Annotated in this window: 16 protein-coding genes and 2 pseudogenes; 10 read left to right on the top strand and 8 right to left on the bottom strand. The window is 50.8% G+C overall.

Annotated elements, in window-relative coordinates; all coding sequences use genetic code 11:
* The first annotated feature begins 1 nt into the window (after position 1).
* Together groL and C1P89_RS16870 are read left to right on the top strand one after the other, a co-directional pair.
* On the top strand, positions 2-1,648 hold the full coding sequence (gene groL, locus C1P89_RS16875; protein WP_000729117.1) for a chaperonin GroEL: 1,647 nt from the start codon (positions 2-4) through the stop codon (positions 1,646-1,648).
* A gap of 137 nt (positions 1,649-1,785) precedes the next feature.
* Positions 1,786-2,139 carry a DUF4156 domain-containing protein gene (locus C1P89_RS16870; protein ID WP_000558209.1) on the top strand — a complete coding sequence of 118 codons (354 nt, stop codon included), beginning with the start codon at positions 1,786-1,788 and terminating at the stop codon, positions 2,137-2,139.
* A 202-nt stretch (positions 2,140-2,341) separates the two neighbouring features.
* On the opposite strand, the gene C1P89_RS16865 is transcribed toward C1P89_RS16870, so the two are convergent.
* Positions 2,342-3,211 carry a YjeJ family protein gene (locus tag C1P89_RS16865; RefSeq protein ID WP_001008067.1) on the bottom strand — a complete coding sequence of 290 codons (870 nt, stop codon included), beginning with the start codon at positions 3,209-3,211 and terminating at the stop codon, positions 2,342-2,344.
* A gap of 389 nt (positions 3,212-3,600) precedes the next feature.
* Entirely contained in the window at positions 3,601-4,629 is a 1,029-nt protein-coding gene (gene epmB, locus C1P89_RS16860) for an EF-P beta-lysylation protein EpmB (RefSeq protein ID WP_000940553.1), read from the bottom strand.
* 41 nt (positions 4,630-4,670) lie between these two features.
* On the opposite strand from epmB, the gene efp reads away from it, so the two are divergent.
* From efp to sugE, 4 genes are all read left to right on the top strand, one after another.
* Positions 4,671-5,237: an elongation factor P gene (gene efp / locus C1P89_RS16855; RefSeq protein WP_000257278.1), complete on the top strand. Its 567-nt coding sequence runs from the start codon at positions 4,671-4,673 to the stop codon at positions 5,235-5,237.
* A 51-nt stretch (positions 5,238-5,288) separates the two neighbouring features.
* On the top strand, positions 5,289-5,414 hold the full coding sequence (gene ecnA, locus C1P89_RS16850) for a lipoprotein antitoxin entericidin A (RefSeq protein ID WP_000977757.1): 126 nt from the start codon (positions 5,289-5,291) through the stop codon (positions 5,412-5,414).
* Positions 5,415-5,524: 110 nt separating this feature from the next.
* A complete protein-coding gene (ecnB, locus tag C1P89_RS16845) occupies positions 5,525-5,671 on the top strand; it encodes a lipoprotein toxin entericidin B (RefSeq protein ID WP_000239596.1) in 147 nt (48 codons plus the stop codon).
* A gap of 174 nt (positions 5,672-5,845) precedes the next feature.
* Positions 5,846-6,163, top strand: a complete 318-nt coding sequence (sugE, locus tag C1P89_RS16840; protein ID WP_000118482.1) for a quaternary ammonium compound efflux SMR transporter SugE — start codon at positions 5,846-5,848, stop codon at positions 6,161-6,163.
* Here the strand turns inward: sugE and blc are convergent.
* From blc to frdA, 6 genes are all read right to left on the bottom strand, one after another.
* Positions 6,160-6,693 (bottom strand): lipocalin Blc, encoded by a 534-nt coding sequence (blc, locus tag C1P89_RS16835; protein WP_001238369.1) that lies wholly within the window; start codon positions 6,691-6,693, stop codon positions 6,160-6,162. The genes sugE and blc overlap by 4 nt on opposite strands.
* 88 nt (positions 6,694-6,781) lie before the next feature.
* Positions 6,782-7,915, bottom strand: a complete 1,134-nt coding sequence (locus C1P89_RS16830) for a BlaEC family class C beta-lactamase (RefSeq protein ID WP_005111907.1) — start codon at positions 7,913-7,915, stop codon at positions 6,782-6,784.
* Positions 7,916-7,977: 62 nt separating this feature from the next.
* The gene (gene frdD / locus C1P89_RS16825) at positions 7,978-8,337 is read right to left on the bottom strand and encodes a fumarate reductase subunit FrdD (RefSeq protein WP_001299198.1); all 360 of its coding nucleotides are present in this window, start codon (positions 8,335-8,337) and stop codon (positions 7,978-7,980) included.
* Between the two features lie 10 nt (positions 8,338-8,347).
* Entirely contained in the window at positions 8,348-8,743 is a 396-nt protein-coding gene (gene frdC / locus C1P89_RS16820; RefSeq protein WP_000208757.1) for a fumarate reductase subunit FrdC, read from the bottom strand.
* 10 nt (positions 8,744-8,753) lie between these two features.
* Positions 8,754-9,488 (bottom strand): fumarate reductase iron-sulfur protein, encoded by a 735-nt coding sequence (frdB, locus tag C1P89_RS16815; RefSeq protein WP_000829498.1) that lies wholly within the window; start codon positions 9,486-9,488, stop codon positions 8,754-8,756.
* Positions 9,481-11,289, bottom strand: a complete 1,809-nt coding sequence (gene frdA, locus C1P89_RS16810; protein ID WP_001192973.1) for a fumarate reductase (quinol) flavoprotein subunit — start codon at positions 11,287-11,289, stop codon at positions 9,481-9,483. Before frdA ends, frdB begins: the two co-directional genes overlap by 8 nt.
* Positions 11,290-11,613: 324 nt before the next feature.
* Between frdA and epmA the strand changes: the two genes are divergently transcribed.
* The 4 genes and pseudogenes from epmA to yjeM form a co-directional block, all read left to right on the top strand.
* Entirely contained in the window at positions 11,614-12,591 is a 978-nt protein-coding gene (gene epmA, locus C1P89_RS16805; protein ID WP_000004771.1) for an elongation factor P--(R)-beta-lysine ligase, read from the top strand.
* A gap of 218 nt (positions 12,592-12,809) precedes the next feature.
* Positions 12,810-12,980: pseudogene (locus C1P89_RS16800) on the top strand (glutamate/gamma-aminobutyrate family transporter YjeM); the annotation flags it as partial.
* 51 nt (positions 12,981-13,031) lie between these two features.
* Positions 13,032-13,729, top strand: a protein-coding gene (locus C1P89_RS16795) for an IS1-like element IS1A family transposase (RefSeq protein ID WP_094096600.1) whose coding sequence is annotated in 2 segments (ribosomal slippage) — positions 13,032-13,281 and positions 13,281-13,729 — 699 coding nt in all. Because the reading frame shifts where the segments join, the coding sequence is not laid out codon by codon here.
* Positions 13,730-13,745: 16 nt separating this feature from the next.
* Positions 13,746-15,089: pseudogene (gene yjeM, locus C1P89_RS16790) on the top strand (glutamate/gamma-aminobutyrate family transporter YjeM); the annotation flags it as partial.

Here is a 15,089-nt window from a genome sequence, read left to right as displayed (position 1 = left end):
AATGGCAGCTAAAGACGTAAAATTCGGTAACGACGCTCGTGTGAAAATGCTGCGCGGCGTAAACGTACTGGCAGATGCAGTGAAAGTTACCCTCGGTCCGAAAGGCCGTAACGTAGTTCTGGATAAATCTTTCGGTGCACCGACCATCACCAAAGATGGTGTTTCCGTTGCTCGTGAAATCGAACTGGAAGACAAGTTCGAAAACATGGGTGCGCAGATGGTGAAAGAAGTTGCCTCTAAAGCGAACGACGCTGCAGGCGACGGTACCACCACTGCAACTGTACTGGCTCAGGCTATCATCACTGAGGGTCTGAAAGCTGTTGCTGCGGGCATGAACCCGATGGACCTGAAACGTGGTATCGACAAAGCCGTTACCGCTGCAGTTGAAGAACTGAAAGCGCTGTCCGTACCGTGCTCTGACTCTAAAGCGATTGCTCAGGTTGGTACCATCTCCGCTAACTCCGACGAAACCGTAGGTAAACTGATCGCTGAAGCGATGGACAAAGTCGGTAAAGAAGGCGTTATCACCGTTGAAGACGGTACCGGTCTGCAGGACGAACTGGACGTGGTTGAAGGTATGCAGTTCGACCGTGGCTACCTGTCTCCTTACTTCATCAACAAGCCGGAAACTGGCGCAGTAGAACTGGAAAGCCCGTTCATCCTGCTGGCTGACAAGAAAATCTCCAACATCCGCGAAATGCTGCCGGTTCTGGAAGCCGTTGCCAAAGCAGGCAAACCGCTGCTGATCATCGCTGAAGATGTAGAAGGCGAAGCGCTGGCAACTCTGGTTGTTAACACCATGCGTGGCATCGTGAAAGTTGCTGCAGTTAAAGCTCCGGGCTTCGGCGATCGTCGTAAAGCTATGCTGCAGGATATCGCAACCCTGACTGGCGGTACCGTGATCTCTGAAGAGATCGGTATGGAACTGGAAAAAGCAACCCTGGAAGACCTGGGTCAGGCTAAACGTGTTGTGATCAACAAAGACACCACCACTATCATCGATGGCGTGGGTGAAGAAGCTGCAATCCAGGGCCGTGTTGCTCAGATCCGTCAGCAGATTGAAGAAGCAACTTCTGACTACGACCGTGAAAAACTGCAGGAACGCGTAGCGAAACTGGCAGGCGGCGTTGCAGTTATCAAAGTAGGTGCTGCTACCGAAGTTGAAATGAAAGAGAAAAAAGCACGCGTTGAAGACGCCCTGCACGCGACCCGTGCTGCGGTAGAAGAAGGCGTGGTTGCTGGTGGTGGTGTTGCGCTGATCCGCGTAGCGTCTAAACTGGCTGACCTGCGTGGTCAGAACGAAGACCAGAACGTGGGTATCAAAGTTGCACTGCGTGCAATGGAAGCTCCGCTGCGTCAGATCGTCCTGAACTGCGGCGAAGAACCGTCTGTTGTTGCTAACACCGTTAAAGGCGGCGACGGCAACTACGGTTACAACGCAGCAACCGAAGAATACGGCAACATGATCGACATGGGTATCCTGGACCCAACCAAAGTAACCCGTTCTGCTCTGCAGTACGCGGCTTCTGTGGCTGGCCTGATGATCACCACCGAGTGCATGGTTACCGACCTGCCGAAAAATGATGCAGCTGACTTAGGCGCTGCTGGCGGTATGGGCGGCATGGGTGGCATGGGCGGCATGATGTAATTGCCCTGCACCTCGCAGAAATAAACAAACCCCCGGGCAGAAATGTCTGGGGGTTTTTCTTTTGGTCATCTTTCTAGTATAAGATTCAGACACGGACGACGCGAGTGGCGTCCAGCTCATTGATTATGGGGAATAACATGCACGTAAAATACTTAGCAGGGATTGTCGGTGCCGCGCTACTGATGGCGGGTTGTAGCTCCAGCAACGAATTGAGTGCTGCCGGTCAGAGTGTACGCATTGTGGACGAGCAGCCAGGCGCAGAGTGCCAGCTGATTGGTACTGCGACAGGTAAGCAAAGCAACTGGCTTTCCGGGCAACACGGAGAAGAGGGCGGTTCTATGCGCGGCGCAGCAAACGATCTGCGCAACCAGGCGGCTGCAATGGGCGGTAACGTGATTTATGGCATCAGCAGCCCGTCGCAGGGAATGTTGTCCAGTTTTGTCCCGACGGATAGCCAGATTATCGGTCAGGTTTATAAGTGCCCGAACTGATGTGATCCAGAGGCTGGGTGACAAACGTATTATTGCCTGATGCGCTTCGCTTATCAGGCCTACAGCAGGCATTGCAACTGATTGAATGCTTGAGAATTTGTAGGCCGGATAAGGCGTTTACGTCGCATCCGGCATGACCAACGATCACGTTATCAGTCATTTCAGGCTGGATGGCTCCAGCCTCGCATTAGCAAAGATGAGATTATTTCGCCTGTGGTGCAGTTTTGCTGGTGGATTGAACACGTAAGTGATGCAGCGCGCGTAAGCATTGATCCTGGGTTAGCGGTTGGGCGTTATTCGCCGCTACGGTGCGAACATAGACCTGACATGGCACACCCGCGAGTTTTTTCAGTCGTGGGCTGAAATCAAGCATTCGGCGAGTGATCGCCTCTATTTCTTTACCCGGCGTTGCTTCACGCGTTTTCACCACTGTGCCGCTAAATTGTTCTTTGCCACTTTCATCTTTAAAGCGGTAAAGCACCGCCAGATAATGGTCGAACAGGTTATGTTTCCATTCCGGTTGGGAATAGGTGTCATATTCCAGATTGCCATTGTCCTGGCAGTCAACGTCGTATAACGGCAGGAAATCTAACAGTGAGGTAATACGTAATGCCAGTTCACGCATTTCCGCATTATTAATTGCATGAATGATTGCTCGCGCCAGCATTTCAATCTGCAACTCATTGACGACTAACTCACATTTGCTACCGTCATGTAGCGTTAATACGAAGGTAAGATTTTCGCCTTGATTATCGGTAAGTTCCAGCGTGTTAACCCGACGATTAATATCGGCATTTTTAAGCTCATCAACCAGAATTTCTGGGATGTTTTCTGCCATTTTCTTAATGACTTTATCGCGAGCTTGCTCATACTGAAGGCGTGCAGCAGCATTCAGTTTATGCTTTTGATGCAGACGACTTTCCAGCGCAATCAGCAGGTCGCGCAGTTCCATGACAGACATAAAGAACAACGATTCTTTATTGCGAGGTTCTTTAATTTTCAGCGCCAGTGCAATGAAATTATTACTCTTGCGAATAACACCGGTATTAACACCCTTGATGCTTATGGCCATGTAGGTTCTCCCTAACCATTTCTCAATTAAATAATTAATTTTAATTTATAAGCCAGATAAATGGGCTTGGTAGTAATAGTTGTTAAAATAACATAAATAGCCGTACTCACTCTATATAAACAGAAAAGAAAGGTTAATTATTGGTGTTGGCTATATAAAGAGTAACAACAGCAATGTATATGAATAATTAAAGGTTATGCAACGGGCAAAGATTAAATTTCCCAGTTTAATGACAGGTTGCTGTACTTGCGTTTGTTGCTCTTGCCGGATGCGGCGTAAACGCCTTATCCGGCCTACAGTTCATTGCAAATCCATTCAATTTCAATGCACAATGTAGGCCTGATAAGCGTAGCGCATCAGGCTAATGTTTAACTTCCCTGTTTAATCAGTTACTGCTGGCGTAGCTGGAGATCCAGCGGCGTTTTGCTGGGTTCGCCGCCAATTTCTCGCGCCAGTTTCGGCACCAGATATCCCGACACCAATGTCAGCAACTCACGCATAATCTGCCGTGCTTCGTCATCACTCACCATAAAATGCGCCGCGCCCTGTACTTTATCTAGCACATGCAGGTAATACGGCATCACGCCGGCATCGAACAACGCATTACTCAGGTTTGCCAACGTTTGTGCGTTATCGTTCACACCACGTAACAGAACGCTCTGGTTAAGCAGGGTGACACCGACACGGCGCAATTTAGCCATCGCCTGACGGAACGTTTCATCTACCTCATTGGCATGATTGATGTGATTCACCAGCAAGATTTGCAGCGTAGAACGGGCAAAGCGTTCAACCAGCGCCTCGGTGATACGTGCCGGGATCACAATCGGCAGACGGCTGTGAATCCGCAGACGTTTGATATGCGGGATGGCTTCCAGTTGTGTGAGCAACCAGTCCAGCTCGTGATCTTTCGCCATCAGCGGATCGCCGCCGGAGAAAATCATCTCGTCCAGTTCCGGATGCGCAGCAACATACTCAAGTGCAGTCTGCCAGTTACGCTTGTTGCCCTGATTTTCGGCATAGGGGAAGTGGCGACGGAAGCAATAGCGGCAATTTACCGCGCAGCCGCCTTTGACCAGCAAAAGCGCCCGGTTGTGGTATTTATGCAACAAACCAGGCACTACGCTGTGCTGTTCTTCCAGTGGGTCGGTGGAGAATCCGGACGCGACGACAAACTCATCTTGCGAGGTAAGTACCTGACGCAAAATAGGATCGTCCGGATTGCCTTTCTCCATGCGATCGATAAATGAGCGGGGCACACGCAGGGCAAACAGCTTTTTGGCGCTGCGTCCGGCCAACAGTTTTTCGTCCGCGTCTATATTCAAAAGACGCAGAAGTTCACCAGGATCGGTCACAACATCGGCAAGTTGCGTTAACCAATCTTCTCTGGATGGGGTATTTAGGGTTACAATATGCGCCATTTTGTGGCTTAGCTACCAATTAACAAATTTCAGAGGGCCTTATGGCAACGTACTATAGCAACGATTTTCGTGCTGGTCTTAAAATCATGTTAGACGGCGAACCTTACGCGGTTGAAGCGAGTGAATTCGTAAAACCGGGTAAAGGCCAGGCATTTGCTCGCGTTAAACTGCGTCGTCTGCTGACCGGTACTCGCGTAGAAAAAACCTTCAAATCTACTGATTCCGCTGAAGGCGCTGATGTTGTCGATATGAACCTGACTTACCTGTACAACGACGGTGAGTTCTGGCACTTCATGAACAACGAAACTTTCGAGCAGCTGTCTGCTGATGCAAAAGCAATTGGCGACAACGCTAAATGGCTGCTGGATCAGGCAGAGTGTATCGTAACTCTGTGGAATGGTCAGCCGATCTCCGTTACTCCGCCGAACTTCGTTGAACTGGAAATCGTTGATACCGATCCGGGCCTGAAAGGTGATACCGCAGGTACTGGCGGCAAACCGGCTACCCTGTCTACTGGCGCTGTGGTTAAAGTTCCGCTGTTCGTACAAATCGGCGAAGTCATCAAAGTGGATACCCGCTCTGGTGAATACGTCTCTCGCGTGAAGTAATGCGGTTGTGGTGCGGCCTGCAGGCTGCACCATCACTTATTCAGGTCAGAGATGATGAAACGCCTTATCGTTCTTGTTTTGCTTGCCAGCACGCTGCTCACGGGCTGTAACACCGCTCGCGGTTTCGGCGAAGACATCAAACATCTCGGCAACTCCATCTCCCGCGCTGCCAGCTAATTTTTCTTCTCTTCCGAAAAATCATCAGATTTCCATCATTTTTGGCGATGTTGTCTATTATTAATTTGCTATAGGCAAACATAAATAACATTACCTAAAAGGAAGACGTTATGGTGAAGAAGACAATTGCAGCGATCTTTTCTGTTCTGGTGCTTTCAACAGTATTAACTGCCTGCAACACCACGCGTGGCGTTGGTGAAGACATTTCTGATGGCGGTAACGCGATTTCTGGTGCAGCAACGAAAGCGCAGCAATAAGCAATAACGGTACGACAGTTATGTCGTGCCGTTTGTTTTTTTGCGATAGTCACAAAGGTAATAGTTGAAATTCCCCTGCCACCTGGCAAAATATCCGTTCAACCATCAGCTTTGCAGGACGACCTGCAAACGCCTCTTTTCACCGGGGACGGCCCCAATTCTCCGGAGCCTGATATGTCCTGGATTATCTTAGTTATTGCTGGTCTGCTGGAAGTGGTATGGGCCGTTGGCCTGAAATATACCCACGGCTTTAGTCGTTTGACGCCAAGTGTTATTACTGTGACGGCGATGATAGTCAGTATGGCGCTACTTGCCTGGGCGATGAAATCGTTACCGGTAGGGACGGCTTATGCCGTGTGGACGGGTATTGGCGCAGTCGGCGCGGCCATCACCGGCATTGTGCTGCTCGGTGAGTCCGCTAACCCGATGCGCCTGGCGAGTCTGGCGTTAATCGTATTGGGGATTATTGGTCTGAAACTCAGCACTCACTAACTACCGGGCTGCTGTACCCAAATAAACTTACTGACATCAAACCCTTCCCGGGTCGCGACTGCCAGCATCTCCTGTTTCACTTCGTCAGAAATGGTTGGCGTGCGGGAGAGTATCCACAGGTAGTCGCGGTCCGGGCCGCAAACCAGCGCATGGCGGTATTCCCGATCAAGTGCAATGACGTTATAACCGCCATAGAAAGGACCAAAGAATGACACTTTCAGCGCAGCGCGTGTTGGTGCGCCGGTAAAGTACGCTTTCCCTTCACTCTGCTGCCACATTTCTCTGTCAGGGTTATAGCCTTTATTGATGACATTCAGGCCGCCGTCATCACGCAGACTGTATGTTGCGGTGACTTTTTCCAGTCCACGTTCAAAACGGTGATCAAAACGGGCAATCTCATACCAGGTACCGAGATAGCGTTTAGCGTCGAAATTATTCACTACTGTCACGCCACGCGGCGGCGTAGGAGAACTGCAGGCAACGACCAGAAATGCAGCTGTCGCTGCGGCAACGAGAGGGAGCAGGCGCATAAATGTTTCCTTACTGGTTTTTTTCTAAGTGTAGATGACAGCAAGGAAAAGCGCAGAAAAGGTCCGAAAATTCGGACCCGATGAAATTTTACTGTAGAGCGTTGAGAATCTGACAGGCGGCGGCGACTCTCGCTGGATTGGGATAGTTTTTGTTAGCCAGCATCACGATACCCAGCTCTTTTTCTGGAATAAACGCGACATAGCTACCAAATCCGCCGGTCGCCCCCGTTTTATGTACCCATGATGCGCGTACTGCAGGAGTTGGGGGCTTAATCGCTTTTACCGGGCGTGCTGCCAGTGCAATTTTATTGTCACTGCCGTTAATGATGCTGTCAGGATTGACCGGCCAGTCCAGCATTTCCCAGCCCAGGCCCTGATACATATCGCCGGTTTGCCAGTAGCGAGATTGTGCCAGTTGTATCCCTTGTTGAAGCGTTTTCTCATTGATATCAAGGGGGGTTAAATTGCTTTGCACCCAGCGGGCCATATCTTCAATGGTCGACTTCACACCATAAGCTTCAGCATCTAACGCCCCTGGCGAAACATGCACTGCCTTACCTTCGCGATATCCCCAGGCGTAATTCTTTTCTTCTGGGGGAGGTACATTAATCCACGTATGGTTGAGTTTGAGTGGCTGGAAGACACGAGTTTGCATCGCCTGCTCAAAACTCAAACCAGACGGCTTCACAGCCAGTGCGCCGAACAAACCGATACTGGAGTTGGCATACAGACGTTGTGTTCCTGGAGCCCATGCAGGCTGCCAGTTTTGATAGAAGCGCAGCAAGTCGCTTGAGGATTTCACTTCATCCGGCACCTGCAATGGCAGGCCGCCAGCGGTGTAGGTCGCAAGATGTAATAGTGTGATCCCATTCCACTGTTTAGCAGTAAGTTCAGGCCAGTATTTTGTTGCGGGATCGCTTAACTTGATTTCCCCTCGAGCAATAGCGTCGCCACCAAGCACGCCCGTAAATGTTTTGCTGACCGAACCTAACTCAAACAACGTTTGCTGTGTGACGGGCTGCTTTTTGGCGATGTCCGCATAGCCCCAGGTAAAGTAATAAGGTTTACCCTGATAAATTACCGCCACCGCCATACCGGGGATCTTTTGTTGCTCTATAAGCGGGGTAATTGTGCGATGCACAATATCGTTGATTTGTTGAGGGGCAGCAAATGTGGAGCAAGAGGCGGTAATTAATAAGGCGCAGAGCGTCGTTTTGAACATAAGGTCTGGTTTCCATACAAAACGGCCCGCCATAGGCGGGCCGGATTTACATTGGCGATACGTTAGATTGTAACGATACCAATCAGCGTGACAACTGTCAGGATAGCAGCCAGACCGTAGAAAACCCATTTGCCCGCAGGCACGTGAATTTTCAGATCGTGCATCGCGTGGTGCATACGGTGTAAACCACACCACAGCGGCAGAACGATCATCAGGAACAGGAATACGCGACCAATGAAGCTCTGCGCGAACGCCAGAACGCGCTCGTAGCTCAGCGCATCACCCGGAAACAGCCCCAGTGGCAGCAGAATACCCACCAGCAGGATCATCACCGGCGCAATAATTGCGCTCCACATACCACCGGCCCCGAAGAGGCCCCAGAATACCGGTTCGTCAGAACGCTTTGGATTTGGATTAATCATCTCAGGCTCCTTACCAGTACAGGGCAACAAACAGGATTACGATGGTGGCAACCACAGTTACCGCCCAGAGACTTTTGATAATTGGCTCTGGTCCCATTTTTTCGTCTTTTACAATGATATTGGCCGCTTTCGGTGCCAGTTCAAACCAGGTTTTGGTGTGCAGCAGAGCTGCCGCCAGAGTGATCAGGTTAATGATCACGATAACCGGGTTTTGTAAAAAGTCGACGAATCCCGCCCAGGCTTCCGGGCCATTTTTCAGGGCAAACAGCCCGAAAATCAGTTCAATGCTGAACCACACAGCCGGAACCGCCGTGCCTTCGCGCAGCATGTAAAAGCGATAAAACGGCAATTTTTTCCACCAGGTGGACGTCATTGGCCGTACATACGGTTTACGTTTAGTCGTCATGTTGCACTCCTTAGCGTGGTTTCAGGGTCGCGATAAGAAAGTCTTTCGAACTTTCTACTTTGCCCTGCTGAATGGCCGCAGCCGGATCGACGTGTTTCGGGCAGACTTCGGAGCAATAGCCCACGAAAGTACAGCTCCATACGCCGTTCTGGCTGTTCAACTGCGCCATACGCTCCTTCTTACCGTGGTCGCGGCTATCTTCGTTATAACGATGCGCCAGCGTAATGGCAGCCGGACCGATGAACTCTGGGTTCAGGCCAAACTGCGGGCACGCGGCGTAGCACAGACCACAGTTGATGCAACCGGAGAACTGGTGATACTTTGCCATCTGCGCCGGGGTCTGGATGTTAGTACCCTGATCCGCGGTGCGGGAGTTGCCGATGATGTACGGTTTGATCGCTTCCAGACTTTCGATGAAGTGGGTCATATCGACCACCAGATCGCGTTCAATCGGGAAGTTAGCTAACGCTTCAACCTTCATACCGTCGGTGTAATCACGCAGGAAGGTTTTACATGCCAGTTTTGGCACGTTGTTAACCATCATGCCGCAGGAACCACAAATCGCCATACGGCAGGACCAGCGGTAACTCAGGTCCGGTGCCAGGTTGTCTTTGATGTAGCCCAGCGCATCCAGTAATGAGGTAGTTGCGTCATAAGGCACTTCATAGAATGCGCTATGCGGTGCGGTATCGACTTCCGGGTTATAGCGCACCACCTCAATTTTCAGGTTTTTCATCTCAGCCATTCGCCTTCTCCTTCTTATTGGCTGCTTCCGCCTTATCGGCTGCATCCGCTTCGCCACCGTAAACGCGTTTAGCTGGCGGCAGCGTAGTAATCTTCACGTCGCTGTACTCTAGGCGAGTCGTGCCATCAGCATCGCGGAAGGCGAGGGTGTGTTTGAGGAAGTTGACGTCGTCACGCTCGGTGCAACCTTCGTCCAGACGCTGGTGTGCGCCGCGGGACTCTTTACGTGCCATTGCGGAGTGCGCCATACATTCAGCAACGTTCAGACCGTGGCCCAGTTCAATGGTGTAGAGCAGGTCGGTGTTGAACACGCTGGAGGTGTCGGTGATGCGCACGCGCTTGAAGCGTTCCTGCAGCTCTGCCAGCTTGTCGATGGTTTTCTGCATCAGTTCCGGCGTACGGTAGATACCGCAACCTTCTTCCATTGCCAGGCCCATTTCGTCGCGGATCTTCGCCCAGTTTTCGCCGCCATCCTGGTTAACCAGATCTTTCAGACGTTGTTCAACGCCAGCTGCCTGCGCTTCAATTGCCGCTTCGTTGCCATTACCGGCAGTTGCTGCACGCTCTGTCGCTTGTTCACCGGCCAGACGGCCGAAGACCACCAGTTCCGCCAGGGAGTTGGAGCCCAGACGGTTTGCACCGTGCAGACCAACAGAGGAACATTCACCCACGGCGAACAGACCTTTAATGCGGGTTTCACAGTTCTGATCGGTTTCGATACCGCCCATGGTGTAGTGTGCGGTCGGACGTACCGGAATCGGTTCTTTAACCGGATCGACGCCAACGTACGCTTTCGCCAGTTCGCAGATGAACGGCAGACGTTCATGCAGTTTTTTCTCGCCGAGGTGACGCAAGTCGAGATAAACCACATCGCCACGCGGCGTGGAGATGGTGTTGCCTTTACGCCATTCGTGCCAGAAGGCCTGAGAAACTTTGTCGCGTGGACCCAGTTCCATATATTTGTTTTTCGGCTCGCCCAGCGGAGTTTCCGGGCCCATGCCGTAATCTTGCAGATAACGGTAGCCATTTTTGTTGACCAGAATACCGCCTTCACCACGGCAGCCTTCGGTCATCAGGATACCGGAACCTGGCAGACCGGTTGGGTGATACTGAACGAATTCCATGTCACGCAGCGGAACGCCGTGGCTTAGCGCCATACCCATACCGTCACCGGTAACGATGCCGCCGTTGGTGTTGTAACGATAAACGCGACCCGCACCGCCAGTAGCCATAACGACCGCGTTAGCACGGATCTGCACCAGCGTGCCTTCCATCATGTTCATTGCTACCAGGCCGCGAACATGACCATCATCAACCAGAATATCCAGCACGAAATGTTCGTCAAAACGCTGGATCTGCGGGAATTGCAGAGAGGTCTGGAACAGCGTGTGCAGCATATGGAAGCCGGTCTTATCGGCGGCGAACCAGGTGCGCTCGATTTTCATGCCGCCGAAGCGACGTACGTTGACGCTACCATCCGGGCGACGGCTCCATGGGCACCCCCACAGTTCCAGTTGGGTCATTTCGGTTGGGCAGTGGTGGACGAAATAATCCACGACATCCTGCTCACACAACCAGTCGCCACCCGCTACTGTATCGTGAAAGTGATATTCGAAGCTGTCATGATCCTGCGCGACAGCGGCGGAGCCCCCTTCTGCAGCAACGGTATGGCTACGCATCGGGTATACTTTTGAGATTAGTGCGATTTTTGCATTTGGATTTGCCTGCGCGGCAGCAATTGCAGCACGTAATCCCGCGCCACCGGCGCCTACAATGGCAAGATCGGCTTGAAAGGTTTGCACGACATTCCTCCAGATTGTTTTTATCCCACAGCCCCGTACTTCAGGGTAAGTGCCTGAAAGTTACGGTCTGCGAACGCTATTCCACTGCTCCTTTATAGGTACAACAGTATAGTCTGATGGATAAGTCTGAAATTTGACGAGATCGATTTTTTTAGTGCGCAAGAGGGCTAAATTATCACTGAAGATGATTAATTTAATTACTAAACCATCAGATCGTGCTTTTTTTAGTCACTGCCCACCGCTGTTTGATTCCTGCGTAAAATTTGTCTCGCCGTCGCGTTGCGAGTAGACTTCGTGCCCTTGTCAAAAACTGGAGATTTAACTATGAGCGAAACGGCATCCTGGCAGCCGAGCGCATCCATTCCTAACTTATTAAAACGTGCGGCGATTATGGCGGAGATCCGTCGTTTCTTTGCCGATCGTGGAGTGCTGGAGGTGGAGACGCCTTGTATGAGCCAGGCGACGGTAACCGATATTCATTTGGTCCCGTTTGAGACACGTTTCGTTGGCCCCGGGCATTCGCAGGGGATGAATCTCTGGTTAATGACCAGCCCGGAATACCATATGAAACGCCTGCTGGTTGCCGGTTGTGGGCCGGTATTCCAGCTGTGCCGCAGCTTCCGTAATGAAGAGATGGGGCGTTATCACAACCCTGAGTTCACTATGCTTGAGTGGTATCGACCGCACTATGATATGTACCGGTTGATGAACGAGGTGGACGATCTCTTACAACAGGTGCTGGACTGCCCGGCAGCAGAAAGCCTTTCTTATCAACAAGCTTTCTTGCGTTATCTGGAAATTGACCCGCTCTCTGCCGACAAAACGCAACTGCGGGAAGTCGCAGCGAAACTGGATTTGAGTAACGTTGCTGATACCGAAGAAGACCGCGACACGTTGCTACAATTGCTGTTTACCTTTGGCGTAGAGCCAAATATTGGCAAAGAAAAACCGACCTTTGTGTACCACTTTCCAGCCAGCCAGGCATCACTGGCGCAAATCAGTACCGAAGATCATCGGGTCGCTGAACGCTTTGAGGTTTATTATAAAGGTATTGAGCTGGCGAATGGTTTCCATGAATTAACGGATGCCCGTGAGCAGCAACAACGCTTTGAACAAGATAACCGTAAGCGCGCGGCGCGCGGTTTGCCGCAGCACCCCATTGACCAGAATCTGATTGAAGCCTTGAAAGTCGGTATGCCTGACTGTTCCGGCGTGGCATTAGGTGTTGATCGTCTGGTGATGTTGGCGCTGGGCGCGGAGACACTGGCTGAAGTCATCGCCTTTAGCGTTGACCGGGCATAATTCTGAAAAATTACTGAATTAACAGCGAAGAATGGCGTGATAAGCGCCATTCTGTAGCATATGTTTTCATTTTTCCGTTAAAGGCCACAATTTAAGACTGGATATTTGATATCATCCGGGTATCAATTCTGTATTGGTTTTTACGCTGCCTGCTCAATGTTGCGCAGTGCAGTTCAGTGGGCACGTGTTATACACGCGCTGAAATGAAGGATGGTTTCATGCCTCACACGATAAAAAAGATGAGTCTGATAGGACTCATATTGATGATCTTTACTTCCGTATTTGGATTTGCCAATAGCCCATCGGCTTATTACTTAATGGGTTATAGTGCGATTCCCTTTTATATATTTTCTGCATTGTTATTCTTTATTCCATTCGCCTTAATGGTGATGCTGCCAACTTACTGATTTAGTGTATGATGGTGTTTTTGAGGTGCTCCAGTGGCTTCTGTTTCTATCAGCTGTCCCTCCTGTTCAGCTACTGACGGGGTGGTGCGTAACGGCAAAAGCACTGCCGGACATCAGCGCTATCTCTGCTCTCACTGCCGTAAAACATGGCAACTGCAGTTCACTTACACCGCTTCTCAACCCGGTACGCACCAGAAAATCATTGATATGGCCATGAATGGCGTTGGATGCCGGGCAACTGCACGCATTATGGGCGTTGGCCTCAACACGATTTTACGTCACTTAAAAAACTCAGGCCGCAGTCGGTAACCTCGCGCATACAGCCGGGCAGTGACGTCATCGTCTGCGCGGAAATGGACGAACAGTGGGGCTATGTCGGGGCTAAATCGCGCCAGCGCTGGCTGTTTTACGCGTATGACAGTCTCCGGAAGACGGTTGTTGCGCACGTATTCGGTGAACGCACTATGGCGACGCTGGGGCGTCTTATGAGCCTGCTGTCACCCTTTGACGTGGTGATATGGATGACGGATGGCTGGCCGCTGTATGAATCCCGCCTGAAGGGAAAGCTGCACGTAATCAGCAAGCGATATACGCAGCGAATTGAGCGGCATAACCTGAATCTGAGGCAGCACCTGGCACGGCTGGGACGGAAGTCGCTGTCGTTCTCAAAATCGGTGGAGCTGCATGACAAAGTCATCGGGCATTATCTGAACATAAAACACTATCAATAAGTTGGAGTCATTACCCGCCTTAATGATGGCTGAAATGGGAGCTGCTTATCGCAAAGAAGAAGGTGGTATCTATTCCTGGATGAATAATAGTGTCGGACCACGTTTTGCCTTCATTGGTACGTTTATGTGGTTTTCCTCTTATATCATCTGGATGGTGAGTACCTCCGCGAAAGTTTGGGTACCGTTCTCAACATTCCTCTATGGTAGCGACATGACCCAGCACTGGCGTATTGCCGGACTGGAGCCTACGCAGGTGGTTGGTCTGCTGGCAGTAGCATGGATGATTCTGGTCACCGTCGTTGCTTCAAAGGGGATTAATAAAATTGCCCGCATTACTGCGGTGGGCGGTATTGCAGTAATGTGTCTGAATTTAGTATTGCTGTTAGTAAGCATTACTATTTTGTTATTAAATGGTGGGCATTTCGCGCAGGATATTAATTTCCTTGCATCACCGAACCCGGGTTATCAGTCCGGTCTGGCAATGCTATCGTTTGTGGTATTTGCTATTTTTGCCTATGGCGGAATTGAAGCGGTTGGTGGTCTGGTCGATAAAACGGAAAATCCAGAAAAGAACTTTGCCAAAGGTATTGTTTTTGCCGCTATTGTTATTTCAATCGGTTATTCGCTGGCAATATTTTTATGGGGCGTCAGCACAAACTGGCAGCAGGTATTAAGTAATGGTTCCGTTAACCTTGGCAATATTACCTATGTGCTGATGAAGAGCCTCGGGGTGACGCTGGGTAACGCACTGCATTTGTCACCTGAAGCGTCATTGTCGCTGGGCGTATGGTTTGCGCGTATTACCGGACTTTCGATGTTCCTCGCTTATACCGGTGCGTTCTTTACGCTTTGCTATTCACCGCTGAAAGCCATCATCCAGGGGACGCCGAAAGCGTTGTGGCCGGAACCGATGACGCGCCTGAATGCGATGGGGATGCCGTCTATCGCCATGTGGATGCAGTGCGGGTTGGTTACTGTCTTCATCCTGCTGGTTTCGTTTGGTGGCGGTACCGCATCCGCGTTCTTTAACAAGCTGACGCTGATGGCGAACGTGTCTATGACGCTTCCTTACCTGTTCCTCGCGCTGGCTTTCCCATTCTTTAAAGCACGTCAGGATCTCGACAGACCATTTGTGATTTTCAAAACGCGTATGTCGGCAATGATTGCGATGGTGGTTGTCGTACTGGTGGTGACATTTGCGAACGTCTTCACCATTATTCAGCCTGTGGTTGAAGCCGGAGACTGGGACAGCACATTGTGGATGATTGGCGGCCCTGTCTTCTTCTCGCTGTTAGCGATGGCGATTTACCAGAACTATTGCAGTCGCATGGCGAATAAACCTGAGTTAGCTCTCGACTGA

Source organism: Shigella sonnei (assembly GCF_002950395.1).
Taxonomy (GTDB): Bacteria; Pseudomonadota; Gammaproteobacteria; order Enterobacterales; family Enterobacteriaceae; genus ECMA0423.
The sequence above is the reverse complement of the archived record's forward strand: the minus strand, read 5'-3'. Positions and strand labels throughout refer to the sequence as shown.